Consider the following 13,749-nt stretch of genomic DNA (forward strand, 5'->3'; position numbering starts at 1 on the left):
TGAACAACCGGCGCGGGCCGGCGCCAATGGGGGAACTCCCTACGGCGATCCCGTAGAAGCGAACAATCGCTGCCGTCGGGCCACATCAGGTAGCGAGAATTTCCAGGTCGGCAACAGCTGCGCGGTCCAGAGTGGTAGTGAGTTTCCCACCGTCGACGCTCGGTCGCCGTGCGCTATGGGCCCGCCGGGGTGCTGGCCTGCACGGTGGCGCCCGGCAAATTCGCCAACCCGAACTGGCCCGACGACCCCGCAGCGCTCGCCGCGTACCGCGCGGAGATACCGCTGGGGAGGCTCGCGACGGCTGACGAGGTGGCAGGCGTGGTCGCGTTCTTGGCCAGCGAGGACAACCGCTATCTGACCGGACAGACCGTCGTCGTCGACGGAGGAAGCCTGGCATGACCATCGGGCACGCCGGACTGGTGAAGAGTCGATATTCGAAGCCTGCGCTATTCCTCGTGGCAAGGCACTGGTCCGGCTCGCCGACTGATCACCGTCGGTACCGTGCTCATGGGGCTGCCGTCCGCCGCGCGTTACTCGGTGTTGGGAGCGATGTGGGCGGCAACGAGTTTTCCGTTGGGGGCCAACCAACCGCACGGGTGAGCGTCGGGCCTAGCTGCGCCACTGCGGCTGGCGGCGCGGCCGGTCTCGGGCTGGTGCGTCGGTCACCGAGCGGCGAGTGCGCTGCGCCCGTCGTCGTGCACGAGAAGCGGTACACGCCGTATGGCACGGTGCTCGACGTGCAGCCGGGCGCGTGCCGGAGGAGACGATGACCACGATCCCGGCTCCCGGCCAGAGCGGCCGGCGGGAGGGCGCGGGGTAGCTCATCGGCACCTTGCGATCAGCGACATGAGAGCGTAAGCCTGCGGCGGCATGTCGGCCGTGCGAGCGGCTTGGCAGATGATGGAAGCCGAGGTTGGCGGTGGGGGTGAAGCGGGCCGCGACCGGTTCCGGGTCGACCGGTGGGTCGGTGCCGAAAGCCCGGGCGTTGCAGCGTTCGTCAATCCAGAGACGCCGTGGCCGCACGCAGATCGTGCAGTGCGGCCAGCGCGTAGTGCGCAAGCCCTTTTTCGTCATTGCGCTCGCCTTCGGACCACTCCGCGTAGCCCCGCTTGAAGGTGCGGACGCCCAACTCGGCCGCCAGGTGCGCGGTCGAGTCGGGGACACCGCGGGCGAGGAGCGCGGCGGTCATGGCGGCCGCGAGGCCGACGCTCTTGAGCGCGTCCCGTTCTGAAGCTCGGTGCTGGCCGCGACGGCGGCCTTCAGGCGGGGACCGAGTTCGCGGTTAGCCGGCCCCATGGCGCCGGACGCGCATTCGAGGCCAGCCGCGACCGCCTCCAGCGGGCTGACGTCCGCGGGCGCCTCGGCGATTCCCTCGGTGAGCAGCGGTGATCACTATACCGGTGGCGTATACGCCGTGTGTATACCTCCTGAGAATAGTTTGTTCTCGCAGGTCAGTGTGGCATCGCGGTCGGCTGACCCGCGTGAGAGCTACACGCGAATATCCACTCACGGTGACGATCTTGAACCGCGGGAGTCCGACGATCAAGTCCCTACCGGCGGGCCCGAGGCCGCGGGTTCCGGCCAAGCCGAGAGCACCACCGGCGGTTCGTCGCGCTCGGGTTCGAGGGAGAGGCGCCGGCCGGTAGCCGCCTCTGCCGGAGAGGCAAGACCTGGTCACAGCCTTCGCGCAAACTGCCTGACGTCGGCCCGCGAGGCCGTCAACTTGCCTTCCGGAGCGTACCGATCAGGTTCGGCGATACTGTCGAACACTTTTGCTTCTTCTGGCGCGTCGGATCGGTCCTCACAGCTTCGTCCCCGATGACCGAAGCATGGTCTGGGTTGATCATGCTGCCTGGGTCCGGGTAACAATCGGGGGATGACGACGTCCACTGCTTCGAATGTCGCTGTGGTCGGCCCGGGAGCGATCGGTACGGCCGTTACGGCGGCGCTGCATCAGGTGGGACGCGCGCCGAGGCTGTACGGCCGCACGGCTCGTGACCAGCTCGCGCTGCACACCCCCACGGGCGAGATCGTCGTGCCCGGCCCTGTCCGGGTCGAGGTGACCGAGGACGTGACCCCGATCGATCTCGTTTTTCTGGCCGTCAAGTCGACGCAGGTCGAGGCGGCCCCGCCGTGGCTGATCGCGCTGTGCCGGCCCCACACTGTGGTCTGCGTTCTCCAGAACGGAGTCGAGCAGGAAGCCATCGTCGCGGCCCATGCCCCTCGTTGCCAGGTACTGCCCAGTATCGTGTGGTTTCCGGCGCAGGCTCAGGCCGACGGGTCGGTGTGGCTACGGGCCGAGGCCCGCTTGACGGTGCCGGACATCCAGCCGGGCCGTGCGGTGTCCGAGGCGCTGTCCCGGAGCCTGTGCACGGTCGAGCTGGCGACCGACTTTTCTTCGATGGCGTGGCGCAAGCTCATGCAGAACGCACTCGCGGGGCTGATGGCCCTCACCGGCAGGCGCGTCGGCATGTTCGCCAGTGCTGACATCGCCGAACTCGGGCTCGCGTACCTGCGGGAGTGTCTCGCCGTGGCCCGGGCCGAAGGTGCCGACCTCGATGACACGGTGCCCCGGGAGATCGTCGACAGTTTCCGGGCCTACCCGGCCGACATGGGTACCTCGATCCTGGCTGACCGGGAGGCCGGCCGGCCGCTCGAATGGGATGTCCGCAACGGGGTCGTGCAGCGACGAGGGCGGCAGCACGGCATCCCGACCCCCGTCAGTGACCTGGTGGTTCCGCTGCTCGCCGCCGTCAGCGACGGGCCCGGATGACGCGCGTGCGCCCGGCCTTCCTTCAGTTGGGGTGGGCGTCGGAGCGGCCAGGGAGCTGTCGGCGTTGCGGCAGGAGTTTTACCGTTGTCTGACCCGGCAGGCGGACGCGTTGTTCGAGCTGACTGATGCGGTGTTGTGCGCGGTCGGTCGCGGAGCTGTCGCTGGCGGTTGAGCACCGCCGCGGGCATGGCAGCGGCTATCACCTCGGCGCGGACTCTCCGGATTCCGCCCCTCTGCCGGCCGGTTGGCGAGTGATCGGTGTCGTCGTGGCGTTGGACGGCCGTCGGTGAAGCCATCGCGCGCACACCAGGCACACGCCTGCTTCTGGATGCTGACTCAGGCGGATCAGTTCGGTATCCGGGTACTGGTTACCGCAACACCGGCATCGAGTCCCCGAGGCCCTGTCCTGGTCAGGGTGGACGCTCGCACGGCCAGAACTGCAGCAGCCAGACATCGCCCTCTTCCCCGGATGTGGCCGGGCGGCGAGCTACCCGGGCGCGGAACAACCCGCGCCGACCCAGTTCGAGGGTGCCCCTCGTGCTCGCCGCCGGTGAGGCTTGCGAAGGCCAGCCGGCCGGTGCGGCTGTGGAACGGCGTCTCGACGACGTCCTCCCACTCGGCGACGGCGATCTGCGGTGGCTCGTCGTGGGCTTCCATCCGCACCGCCTGGTAGGGGGCACCGGCGTGTCCATGGACCCAGCCGTCACCGACGGTGGCGATCGTGCCGAACAAACGCGTCGGTCGCCAGCTCGCCGAGCAGCTCGTGGCCCCACGGCTCCACCTCGTCGGCGGCGTGGCGGTCGCGGATCACCAGCACGCCGTGGTCGGGCAGGTATTCGTCGTCTTCGAGAACCCCCAGAAGCGTCACAGCGCAACCGTCTCGAGAAGTACCGATGCCCGGGAATCGGCGAACACCGGGGCGTCGGCCACATCATTGTGCTGACCGAACTCCCGTGAACGCGGCAGCACCTACCCGGGCGGCGGGCGATGCGGCAGTACGCGGAGCTGGGCGCCCGGTGGGACCTGCGGAGGACGGAGGCGTCGCTGCGCGAAGGGGGCATCAGGCACGAGGATCGCGGTGCGGTCGCGCTCGGCGGCCTGGACGAGGTGGAACTGCGGGTCGCCGACCTCGTCGCGACGGGCTGGTCCACTGCGGACATCTCCATGGCGCTGTCGCTGACCCGCGACCCGGTCCACCGCGCCTTCGGCCGGGTGATCGAAGCCGCCGGCGCCGCTGTGACCCCCGAAGTCCCCCAGGGCCGGTGCCTCCGCAGCCTCACAGCGGCGTGACAGCGAGAGGGCGACAGCTCGGCGACAGACCGCGAGGGCCTGCCGCGCTCACAATACGAACATCTAAACGAACATTAACGTTGACTACGAACATTGAGCATGTGATAGTTCTCCAATCAGACGTTCAGGCGGGGGGTGAAGCGCTCTTCCGGCGGAAGCCGGCGAGGGCGCCGAACCGACAGACGGGAGTTCGCATGGCGCTCGCAGGTTCGCCCCGCCCGGCGCCGGCCGGGCCGGTACCGGCGGCCGACGACGGCCGGCAGGGACTGCGCAAGGGGTCGGTCGGCCTCGCCGGGGTGCTGATGCAGTCCGTGGCGCAGATTTCGCCGACGCTCGGCATCTTCTACACGATCGCGTTCAACACGGGGCAGGCCGGCGCGTCGGCCCCGCTCACCTATCTGGCGGCGTTCGTCGTGTGCCTCGTCCTGGCCGTGCCCATGACCGGGCTGGCCAGGCACCTGCCGTCCGCGGGCGGCTTCTACACCTATGTCTCACAAGGGATCGGGCCCAGGTGGGGCTTCATCACAGGGTGGCTGTACGCAGTGATGGTGACCATCGTCCCGGCCGCGCTCGCCTCGTTCACCGGCGCGGTCCTGCACGACGAGCTCGACTCCAAGTACGGCTTCGGCGTCCCGTGGTGGGCCTACGCGCTGGTCATCCTGGCGATCTGCTTCGCCTGCGCGTACCGAGGCATCGTCATCTCCATCAGGTTCCTGGTGGTGATGTCGCTGTTCGAGATCGCCGTCGGGCTCGGCCTCTCGCTGACCGGGCTGTTCTCGCCTGGGCCGGGCGGGGTGAACGCCGAAGGCTTCAACCCGGCGAACATCGGCGACTCGTCGGGCTTCTTCCTCGCGATCGTCCTCTCGATCTTCGCGTTCACCGGGTTCGAATCGGCCGCCGCCGTGGGAGAGGAGTCGAAAGACCCGAAGCGCCTCGTCCCGCGCGCCATCGCGGGCTCCCTGGTGCTGATCGGCGCGTTCTACGTCGTCTGTGCGTGGGGGCTGCAGGTCGGCTGGGGAACGGACGCGCTGGGGACCCTCGCGGACTCGCCGACGGCGCCCGCGTTCGTGCTGGCCGACCGGCTCTGGGACGGCGGGTCCATCGTGGTCCTGATCGCGCTGGTCAATTCGGGCCTCGGCGTCTGCATCGCCTGCACGACCAGCGCCAGCCGCACCCTCTACGGGATGGCGCGCACCGGCGCCCTGCCCTCGGGCCTGGCACGCGTGCACAGCCGGCTGCGCACGCCGGTCACCGCCGTGCTCGCGCAGTCGGGCGTCGCGCTGGCGGTGTGCCTGGCCGTCGGGCTCCCGCTCGGGCCGTACAACCTCTTCAACCTGCTCGGCACCACGGGGACGTTCGTCTACATCCCAATCTTCATCCTGATGAACGTGGCGGCGTTCATGTTCTTCCGAACCCGCCGCCCGGCGGAGTTCAAGGTGCTGCCCTACGTCGTCTGCCCGGTCGTCTCCACCGCGGCACTGTTGGTGATCGGCTGGAAGAGCATCGTCCCCCTGCCCGACTGGCCGGTGCGCCTGGCCCCTGTGCTGGCGGCCGCCTACCTGCTCATCGGGATCGGGGTCCTGGTCGGCCGCAACCTCCGCCGGGGCAGGCGCGGTTGGATGGAGCACGCCGGGGAGCTCCCGGACACGCCGGCGCCGGGCGTCGCCGCCTCGGCCGGCTGACCAAGTAGAGAGCGAGGAGACCAGCCGTGAACGCGGAAGAACGCCACAAGATCATCCTGGAGTTGCTGCAGGCCAGCGGACAGGTGTCCACCGCCGACTTGAGCGCGAGGTTCAACGTCTCCGAGATGACCGTACGGCGCGACGTGGTCCAGCTGGAGAAGGACGGCCTGTTGCGCCGGACGCACGGCGGCGCGGCGCGGGCAGCGGGCAGCAGCTTCGAGCCGCCGTTCACCCTGCGGTCACGGCTGAACGTGGAGGAGAAGAAAGCGATCGCCTATGCGGTGGCGCAGGAGATCGCCGACGGCCAGACCATCGTGCTGGACGGCGGCAGCACCGGAAAGGCCGTCGCCGAGGCGATCCTGGGCCGGGACCTCATCGTGTGCGCCCTCAACATGAGGGTCGCGGAGATCCTCCTCTCGTCGCCGAACACCCGGGTCATGACCCCGGGCGGCTGGGTGCGCCACGGCGAGCTGAGCGTCTCCGGGCCGCCCGCCCTGCGCACACTCGCCGACCACCGCTTCGACACCTACGTGATGACAGTGTCCGGTGTGGACACCAAGGCCGGGCTGACCGAGTGGAACGTGGACGACGCCGCGGTCAAGCGCGCCGCGCTCGACTCCTCAGGACGGTGCATCGTCGCGTGCGACTCGTCGAAGTTCGGCCAGACCGCTTTCTCCCGGGTGGCGAGCCTGCGAGACGCAGACCTCGTCCTCACCGACGGGGGCCTCACCTCCGAACAGCTCGAGGCCCTGCAAGACGCGGGCGCGGAGCTCCGCGTCGTCTGAATTCTTCCGCACCACCAACACACAGGGGTAACAGTGCCTGGACTCTCCATCCCGCCCGAAACGGACACCATCGTCGTCGGCGGCGGAACAGGTGGCGCGGCGTGCGCAGCCACCCTCGCTTCGTACTCGTCGCGCCAGGTCCTGCTGCTCGAGGCCGGCCCGGACTACGGGCCCCACCAGTGCGGCGCGTGGCCCGCGGATGTCCTCGACGCTGCCTCGATCCCGCTGTCGCACGACTGGTGCTTGACAGACGCCGGGAAGGCGCGGACCGACCTGCCCCGGGCGCGCATGCTGGGAGGTTGCTCCTCGCACAACGGCTGCACTGCCTCGCTCGGCGCCCGAGCCGACTACGACGGGTGGGCGACGGCGGGCAACCCCGGCTGGGAGTCCGCCACCGTTGAACCTCTCCTGAAATGGGTGCACGAGCGGTTCCGGGTGCGGCGCTACCGCACGGACGAGCTGACCGTGCCGCAGGCGGCGTTCGTGGACGCGGGTCTCGCCGCAGGGTTGCCCTTCGCCGACGACCTCGACGACCTCGACGCCGCGACCGGCATCGGCCCGATGCCGGTCAACATCGTCGAGGGCACCCGGTGGAACGCCGCGTTCGCGTTCCTCGACCCGGTCCGCGAGCACGCCAACCTCACCATCGCCGCAGGCGTCACCGTGAGCAGGCTGCTCGTCGAGCACGGCGTCGCCGTTGGGGTTCTGGCCGACACGCCGGACGGGCCGCGCACCATCCGTGCCGGCCGGGTGATCGTGGCCGCGGGGGCGTATCACTCGCCCGCGCTCCTGCTCCGCTCCGGCATCGGGGCAGCGGACGAGCTCCGGTCGGTCGGCGTCGACGTCGTCGCGGACCTGCCCGGTGTGGGCCGCAACCTCCTTGACCACCCGTGCGTTCAGCTCGACTTCCACGGCCGTGACGGGCTGCTCGAGGAGATGGAGCGCATGTCGTGGCACCCGGACGAGCAGACCATCGGCAGGGGGAAGTCCTCGCGTTGCGACGACGGCCCCTACGACATCCACGTGTTCATGGTGGCCGGGGCGAACTCCGGTCACCCGGGACTGCCGCCGATCAGCCTCTACGGCGGGGCGATGAGGGCCGTGTCCGCGGGCCAGGTGAGCCTCACGTCCGCCGCACCGGACGCCGCCCCGCGCATCGAGCACAACTACGGCTCTGACCCGGCGGGCCACGACCGGGCCGTGCTCTCCGAGGCACTGACGCTGCTGCGCGAGATGACCGCGGAGCGCGGACTGTCGGCGGTGCTGGGGAAGGCCGCGAACGAAGACTCGGATCCGTTGTCGCGCATCGTGAATTACTGCCATCCGGCCGGCAGCTGCCGGATGGGACCGGCCGGCGATCCGATGGCGGTCGTCGGCGCGGACGGGGCCGTCCGCGGAGTCGGCGGCCTGTATGTCGCGGACGCCTCCGTGATGCCCGCCATCACCCGGGGCAACCCGAACCTGCCGGTCGCCATGATCGGCGCCCGGATCGCGGCCGGGCTGCTCGGGCTCGCCCCGGCCGACGCCGTGACCGCCTGAACCCCGCGAACAAGGAGCGATACACCCATGTCTGTCACCCCTTTCGAACGCGACATCGCCGACCAGGACGAGGCGTTGCGCGCCTTCGCGTCCTCGTCGTTACCCGAGAGTCTGGGCGAGCTCGACCTCCGCCGCTTCGACCGGATCGTGTTCACAGGGATGGGCTCGTCCCACTTCGGGGCTCTGCGGTCCTGGCGCCGCCTCGTCGCGGCGGGGCTGCCGGCCTGGTGGGTGGATGCCGGGCAGCTGCTCGACTCGCCGGAGCTGGTCACCGGCCAGAGCCTCGTGGTGGCGACATCGCAGTCCGGGGCCAGCGGCGAGATCGTGTCTCTTCTGGACGATCTCAGCGCCCGAACGCTCATCGGCGTGACGAACGCGGCGGCGAGCCCGCTCGGGGAGCGCTCGGACATCTTCCTGCCCTTGTGTAGCGGTGACGAGGCCACCGTCAGCACCAAGAGCTATACCAACACCCTCGCTGCCCACGAACGCCTCATCGACCGGCTCCTCGGCAAAGCGGACCGGCGGTACGCCGACTTCGCGTCCTCGGTCGGCCAGGCGCCCGACGCGCCAATACTGAATCGTGTCGCGGACGAACTGGCGATCGATTCGATGCCGCGCCTGGCCTTCGTCGGCTACGGCGACCACGCCGCCACGGCCCTCTATGCCGGCCTGATCACCAAAGAGGCCGCGAAGGTCGCCGCCGAGGGCTACATCGGTGGCCAGTTTCGGCACGGCCCATTCGAACTGGCAGGGCCGGGGCTGGCAGCCGTCCTCTTCGGCGCGGCCCCCGACGCGCGCCCATCGGTGGTCCGCTTGGCGAAGGACCTCGTCGCCACCGGGGCGACGGTCGTCCTCGTCGGCGGACTGCGGGTGCCAGGGGCGGAGACGATCGCCACGCCCGCGGGCGACACCGTGCAGCAGCTGATCGCCGGCACCGCCGTGGCCCAGTCGCTCACCGTGCGGATCTCCCGCGCCCGGGGCACTGTCCCGGGCGACTTCACCTACGCCACCAAGATCACCACAGCACTGTGAGCCCATCCAACCAGCCCCCGCCCCAGCGCGGTGGCCAGGTCGTGATCGGGGTCGACCTCGGCGGAACAGGTACCCGAGTGGTCGCACTCGATTCTCGCGGCGAGGTCCGGGCCCACCAGACCGTGCGTACGCCCCGCACGGCGTCGGGGCCCGGCGTGCTGGCCGAGCTGATCCGCGCGGTCGCGGGCGACGCCGCGGTCGCGGCCGTCGGCATCGGTGCCAGCGGCCCCGTCGACGCTCGCGGCGTGATCCGCAACGACGACACCCTGGCCGCGTTCAGCCACATCCCACTGACCGGCCTGCTGGAGGCCGAGCTGGGCGTCCCCTGCGCAATCGAGAACGACGCCGTGGCCGCGGCGATCGGGGAAGCCACGTACGGGGCCGCGAAGGACAGTGCGGACGTGCTGATGGTCACCTTGGGCACCGGCGTCGGGGTCAGCGTCCTGCTGGGCGGCCGGCCGTTCCGCGCCGCCGACGGCACACACCCCGAGGCAGGCCACATTCCGGTTCCAGGCGCCCCGGCGGCCTGCTACTGCGGACTGGCGACCTGCTGGGAGCAGCTCGCCAGCCGGACCGCGTTGGATCGCCTCACCCAAGGCCGCACCGCCGAGCTGGCCGGCATAGCCGGATACGACAACGACGCGGCCGCCTTGTTCCGCCAGTACGGTGAGTCCGTCGGCTTCGGCACGAGCGCCCTCTTGACGATCTTCAAGCCGGACAGAGTCGTGTTCGGTGGCGGCGCGGCGGCCTATCTGCCGCACTTCGCCTCCGGGCTGGACACCGCGCTACACAGGGCCGGCGGATTCGACGTGTCGACGCCCTACTCCGAGGCGGCGCTGGGCGACCTGTCCGGTGCGATCGGCGCCGCCGTGCTCGCCTCCGACACCACACCCGCTGTCACGCTGACCCATACTTCGAAGAAATAGGGGTCTGCCAGGGGCTGGTCGACACCTCACCTGTGAGGCTTCGGCCTCGCCTGGACGGATGTCACCGTGCTCGGCGACGCCGGTTTCCCTTTTTGCGACAAGGCGATGTGGGACTGGACGGAGTGGCGGCGGCCGAGCGCGGCCGGCCCGGTACCCGTTGACGTCGGCGGCGTCCACGCTCGCCAGGTTCAGCTTCTCCTCCGGGCAAATGGCCCAAGTTGCGTGGATGCGGGAACTTCGAGCGGAATACGCACGACTTGTGGACGTCAGGACTCGACGACAGGAAGGCGTTCATCATGGAACGCAGGGACTTTCTCCGTCTCTCCGCTGCTTCGACAGGCGCTGCGGCACTTGCACCCCTCGGAACTGCGGAGACGGCCGCGGCCCAGCCGCGTTCCAGGCGCCTGCGAGTGCAGATCCTGGTGTTCGACGGCGTCGAGGAGCAGGACGTCATCGGGCCCGTCGCGGTGCTGGGGCACGCCGGTCACCAAGGCGGCCAGGTCGAGGTGACGCTCGTGATGCCCGGCGCGCCCGGCGAAGTCGTCGGCACGTTCGGCACCAGGTTCGCCGTCTCCGCGACGTGGAATCCCACCAACGGCGATGTCCTCATCGTTCCCGGCGGTGGCTACGGCATGAAGGACGGTCCTGGCGTCCACGCCCTGATCAAAGACAAAGCCCTCCTGCGAGACCTCGGCCGCGCGCACCGAAGTGGCGTCCTGGTCGCCGGGGTCTGCACGGGCGTCATGGTGCTTTCGGCCGCGGGCCTGACCGAAGGCCGTCCGTGCACCACGCACCACCTCGCCAAGGCCGACCTCGCCGCACAGCAGGCACAGGTGATCGACGCCCGGGTCGTCGACGACGGCGACCTCGTCACTTCGGCCGGTGTCACTTCGGGGCTGGACCTCGCGCTGTGGCTGGTCACGCGCGAACTGGGGTCTGCGGTCGCCGTCGGAGCGGAAGCGGTGCTGGAGTACGAGCAGCGCGGAGCGGTGTGGCGACGGTCGTGATCACACGGGCACCCATTCCGGTGACATCCACGCCCCAGATGTCCAGACCCCCGACGCCACTACCGGCGAGGCACTCGCAGCGCGTTCCGTTGGCGGTGTGGTCGACACCTCCGGAGGAGTTGCCACGCGGGCAGGGATGTTCACGTCGTGCTGGACAACCTCTCGACCCGCACCGCACCGGAGGTCATGGCGTGGCTGGCGAAGCATCCTCGCGTCCGGTTCCACTTCACCCCCGAGGGGTGATCCTGGATCGATCAGATCGAGACCTGGTTCGGGATCATCACCCGCCAGTCCATCCGCCGCGGCACGTTCACCTCGGTCAAGGTCCTGATCGCGCAGATCCGCGACTACATCACGCACTGGAACGTCACCGCCACGCCCTTCACCTGGACCGCCGCAACCGGGGAAATCCTGGCCAAGGTCAGGCTCGTCCAGACCGACATCAAGAAGCCACGGCGTTCCGCCGTCTTCCCAAGGGTAATGCCATGGCGCGACATGGATGGAGCGAACCACCACCTGTCCGCCGCGCTACTGGGAACCCCAGGAATACGCGTCGACCTTCCAGGATGACGCGACGGTGACCACACTCCCCGAAAGCAAAATGTCTGCAATGGCGGAAAACTACCCCAGGCGAGCAGTAGTGGCGGGCGGTGGGATCGTAGGCCTCACGGCGGGTATCGTTTTGCACAAGGCCGGGCGGCACAGGAGTACCCCGGACACCTGGCCTGGCGCGGGGCCGGTTAGCCGGGCCAGCAGGGCGGCGTTGTAGCCGGTTCCGGCGCCGATCTCCAGGATTCGGTTGCCGGGATGGACGTCGAGCTGGTCGAGTTGCATGGCCACGACGGTGGGAACGGAAGCGCAGCTGAGCGCGGAGCCGTCGCCGGCGCGTTTGGTGATCACGGCGATGTTGGCGTAGGCATCTTCGGCCGTGGCGGCGGAACGATGGCCCTGGAGTCGCGGGCCGCACCGCCGCCGCGGAAAACCAGAGATGCCGCTATGTTCATGATCTTGAGTGACGTAGCGGTCACGTTTGACCGCCAGGGCTGCATCTATCGGCTTGTGGAGGTAACCGAACGGTCGGTATAAGCTGATCCCGTGACGCTGACCTCGGATGATATCCCGACCCGGCTAAAACGGGCTGCCGGCGAGCTTTTTGCCGCCAGCGGTCCCGACGGGACGACCGTCGATAAGATCGCTCGTTCGGCAGGAGTGAATCGAGAGCGTGTCTACGCCTACTTCGGTGGAAAGGAAGGCCTTTTCGCCAACGTGCTCGGCGACGAGTTGCTCGCGATCGCCGAGGCCGTCACCCTCGACGCCGCCAGCATCGCAGAAATCGGAGCTTTCGCCGGCAAGCTGTTCGACTACCACACGAACAACCCCCGGCTGCAGCGCCTCCTGCAATGGGAGGCGCTGGTGTTTGGCTCACAGCCGGTGCCTGATGAGGTCGAACGGCGCAAGCATTATCAGCACAAGGTCGAGGTGATCGCACAAGCCCAGCGCGACGGCACGCTCAGCGATGAGATCCCACCCGGCGACTTGCTCTTCTTGCTCATCGCGATCACGGCCTGGTGGTCGGCTGTCCCTCAGATCGCGCGCATGACCGAGCGAGGCTCTCGAACCGCCGCGGCGGCCGGCCGCCGTCGTCGCGCGAGTGCGGTCCGCGCCGCCGAGCTGCTCGCGCTCGGGCACCGCGCCTGACCAGGCCAAGCTTGCCTCGCATCAGATGCGGATCAGGGTCTTGCCGCGGGCCCCGCCCCGTCGGGCCGCCGCGACGGCCTCGGGTGCCTGCCGCAGGTCGACTTCCCGGTCGATGGGAATCTCCAGGCGCCCGGATGCGAGCCACTCGCTGACCCGTCGCAGACGCGCGGGCTTGTCATCGAGCAGGTAGTTGGCCGCGGTGATCCGCTCCTGTGCGGCAAGCTTGTCAGTCACGCCGTAGGCGATAGACACCGCGCGCCCACCGTCCCGCAGATGGCGTACAGCGACGGCGAGCCCGTCAGGATCCCCCACCAGGTCGAGCACTCCGTGCACGCCCCCTGGGCATGAAGCCGCGAGCGCGTCGTCGACTGATTGCGTGCCATAGTCGATCGTTTCGGCGGCCCCGAGGCGCCGCACTTGTGCGCGGGCGTCGTCGCGTGCGGTGGCGATGACAGTCAGGCCGGCCTGCGCGGCCAACTGGGTGGCGAGTACACCCACACCGCCGGTGGCACCCAGGATGAGCAGGGTCTGGCCCGCCTGGCAGCCAACCCGCTCGAGCGCCCCGTCCGCGGTCATGCCCGCAGTCGGGAGTGCCGCCGCCAGGCGCGGGTCGACGCTATCGGGAACCATCTGCAGCGCCCCGAAAGCCGGCCGTTCCACGATCGTGAGGCGTTCCGCATAAGTCCCGAACTCCAGAACGTCGCCCCAGAACTGACCGTGAACGAGATCACCCACGGCGAACCGCAGGACGCCCGCACCCAGGGCCTCGATCCGGCCCACCCCATCGAAGCCCAAGATCAACGGGAACCGATTCGGCGTGAACTCGGTCAACCCGCCGTCCGCGCCCACCCAGTCCACCGGATTGATCGACGCGAAGCGCATGCCGACGAGTACTTCGCCCGGACCCGGCTCAGGATCGGGCAAATCGAGAACTTGGGGCGAGTCCCCGAACCTGTTGACAGCAATCGCTTTCATCTTTCGGTCCTTTCTCCCGGTCTCCGCGACCTACGCTCTACT

At 69.3% G+C, this 13,749-nt stretch carries 14 protein-coding genes and 1 pseudogene; 11 read left to right on the forward strand and 4 right to left on the reverse strand.

What is annotated here, in order from left to right; translation table 11 throughout:
• Positions 1-165: 165 nt before the first annotated feature.
• A pseudogene (locus OG371_RS26725) lies at positions 166-399 on the forward strand (SDR family oxidoreductase); the annotation flags it as partial.
• A 598-nt stretch (positions 400-997) separates the two neighbouring features.
• On the opposite strand, the gene OG371_RS26730 reads toward OG371_RS26725, so the two are convergent.
• Positions 998-1,189, reverse strand: coding sequence for a hypothetical protein (locus tag OG371_RS26730; RefSeq protein WP_329057917.1), 192 nt, complete (start codon positions 1,187-1,189; stop codon positions 998-1,000).
• A gap of 687 nt (positions 1,190-1,876) precedes the next feature.
• On the opposite strand from OG371_RS26730, the gene OG371_RS26735 reads away from it, so the two are divergent.
• Complete coding sequence (locus tag OG371_RS26735) at positions 1,877-2,773, forward strand: oxidoreductase (protein ID WP_329057918.1); 897 nt, start codon at positions 1,877-1,879, stop codon at positions 2,771-2,773.
• A gap of 703 nt (positions 2,774-3,476) precedes the next feature.
• Here OG371_RS26735 and OG371_RS26740 read toward each other — a convergent pair.
• Positions 3,477-3,641: a hypothetical protein gene (locus OG371_RS26740; protein WP_329057919.1), complete on the reverse strand. Its 165-nt coding sequence runs from the start codon at positions 3,639-3,641 to the stop codon at positions 3,477-3,479.
• A gap of 119 nt (positions 3,642-3,760) precedes the next feature.
• Here OG371_RS26740 and OG371_RS26745 point away from each other — a divergent pair, with 119 nt between their 5' ends.
• The 7 genes from OG371_RS26745 to OG371_RS26775 all read left to right on the forward strand — a co-directional run bounded on the left by OG371_RS26745 (position 3,761) and on the right by OG371_RS26775 (position 11,034).
• Entirely contained in the window at positions 3,761-4,063 is a 303-nt protein-coding gene (locus tag OG371_RS26745) for a hypothetical protein (protein ID WP_329057920.1), read from the forward strand.
• Positions 4,064-4,257: 194 nt separating this feature from the next.
• On the forward strand, positions 4,258-5,745 hold the full coding sequence (locus tag OG371_RS26750) for an APC family permease (protein ID WP_329057921.1): 1,488 nt from the start codon (positions 4,258-4,260) through the stop codon (positions 5,743-5,745).
• 26 nt (positions 5,746-5,771) lie between these two features.
• Positions 5,772-6,530 (forward strand): DeoR/GlpR family DNA-binding transcription regulator, encoded by a 759-nt coding sequence (locus OG371_RS26755; protein ID WP_329057922.1) that lies wholly within the window; start codon positions 5,772-5,774, stop codon positions 6,528-6,530.
• 33 nt (positions 6,531-6,563) lie between these two features.
• Complete coding sequence (locus OG371_RS26760; protein WP_329057923.1) at positions 6,564-8,069, forward strand: GMC family oxidoreductase; 1,506 nt, start codon at positions 6,564-6,566, stop codon at positions 8,067-8,069.
• Between the two features lie 27 nt (positions 8,070-8,096).
• A complete protein-coding gene (locus OG371_RS26765) occupies positions 8,097-9,101 on the forward strand; it encodes an SIS domain-containing protein (RefSeq protein ID WP_329057924.1) in 1,005 nt (334 codons plus the stop codon).
• Positions 9,098-10,027 (forward strand): ROK family protein, encoded by a 930-nt coding sequence (locus tag OG371_RS26770; RefSeq protein ID WP_329057925.1) that lies wholly within the window; start codon positions 9,098-9,100, stop codon positions 10,025-10,027. Before OG371_RS26765 ends, OG371_RS26770 begins: the two co-directional genes overlap by 4 nt.
• Positions 10,028-10,437: 410 nt before the next feature.
• Complete coding sequence (locus tag OG371_RS26775; protein WP_329057926.1) at positions 10,438-11,034, forward strand: DJ-1/PfpI family protein; 597 nt, start codon at positions 10,438-10,440, stop codon at positions 11,032-11,034.
• A 621-nt stretch (positions 11,035-11,655) separates the two neighbouring features.
• On the opposite strand, the gene OG371_RS26780 is transcribed toward OG371_RS26775, so the two are convergent.
• Entirely contained in the window at positions 11,656-11,868 is a 213-nt protein-coding gene (locus tag OG371_RS26780) for a hypothetical protein (protein WP_329073275.1), read from the reverse strand.
• On the opposite strand from OG371_RS26780, the gene OG371_RS26785 reads away from it, so the two are divergent.
• Together OG371_RS26785 and OG371_RS26790 are read left to right on the forward strand one after the other, a co-directional pair.
• Positions 11,842-12,120, forward strand: a complete 279-nt coding sequence (locus tag OG371_RS26785) for a hypothetical protein (protein WP_329073466.1) — start codon at positions 11,842-11,844, stop codon at positions 12,118-12,120. The two genes, OG371_RS26780 and OG371_RS26785, sit on opposite strands and share 27 nt — an antisense overlap.
• A gap of 9 nt (positions 12,121-12,129) precedes the next feature.
• Positions 12,130-12,732 (forward strand): TetR family transcriptional regulator, encoded by a 603-nt coding sequence (locus OG371_RS26790; RefSeq protein WP_329057927.1) that lies wholly within the window; start codon positions 12,130-12,132, stop codon positions 12,730-12,732.
• A 21-nt stretch (positions 12,733-12,753) separates the two neighbouring features.
• Here the strand turns inward: OG371_RS26790 and OG371_RS26795 are convergent, their stop codons facing one another.
• The gene (locus tag OG371_RS26795) at positions 12,754-13,707 is read right to left on the reverse strand and encodes an NADP-dependent oxidoreductase (RefSeq protein WP_329057928.1); all 954 of its coding nucleotides are present in this window, start codon (positions 13,705-13,707) and stop codon (positions 12,754-12,756) included.
• Positions 13,708-13,749: the final 42 nt, after the last annotated feature.

It is taken from the genome of Amycolatopsis sp. NBC_01480, assembly GCF_036227205.1.
GTDB lineage: Bacteria > Actinomycetota > Actinomycetes > Mycobacteriales > Pseudonocardiaceae > Amycolatopsis.

Excerpts from the sequence above, each read along its gene's own strand:
- OG371_RS26765 (WP_329057924.1), top strand. The coding sequence starts at position 8,097 with ATGTCTGTCACCCCTTTCGAACGCGACATCGCCGACCAGGACGAGGCG.
- OG371_RS26795 (WP_329057928.1), bottom strand. The coding sequence starts at position 13,707 with ATGAAAGCGATTGCTGTCAACAGGTTCGGGGACTCGCCCCAAGTTCTC.
- OG371_RS26785 (WP_329073466.1), top strand. The coding sequence starts at position 11,842 with ATGGACGTCGAGCTGGTCGAGTTGCATGGCCACGACGGTGGGAACGGA.
- OG371_RS26750 (WP_329057921.1), top strand. The coding sequence starts at position 4,258 with ATGGCGCTCGCAGGTTCGCCCCGCCCGGCGCCGGCCGGGCCGGTACCG.
- OG371_RS26735 (WP_329057918.1), top strand. The coding sequence starts at position 1,877 with ATGACGACGTCCACTGCTTCGAATGTCGCTGTGGTCGGCCCGGGAGCG.
- OG371_RS26780 (WP_329073275.1), bottom strand. The coding sequence starts at position 11,868 with ATGCAACTCGACCAGCTCGACGTCCATCCCGGCAACCGAATCCTGGAG.
- OG371_RS26745 (WP_329057920.1), top strand. The coding sequence starts at position 3,761 with ATGCGGCAGTACGCGGAGCTGGGCGCCCGGTGGGACCTGCGGAGGACG.
- OG371_RS26730 (WP_329057917.1), bottom strand. The coding sequence starts at position 1,189 with ATGACCGCCGCGCTCCTCGCCCGCGGTGTCCCCGACTCGACCGCGCAC.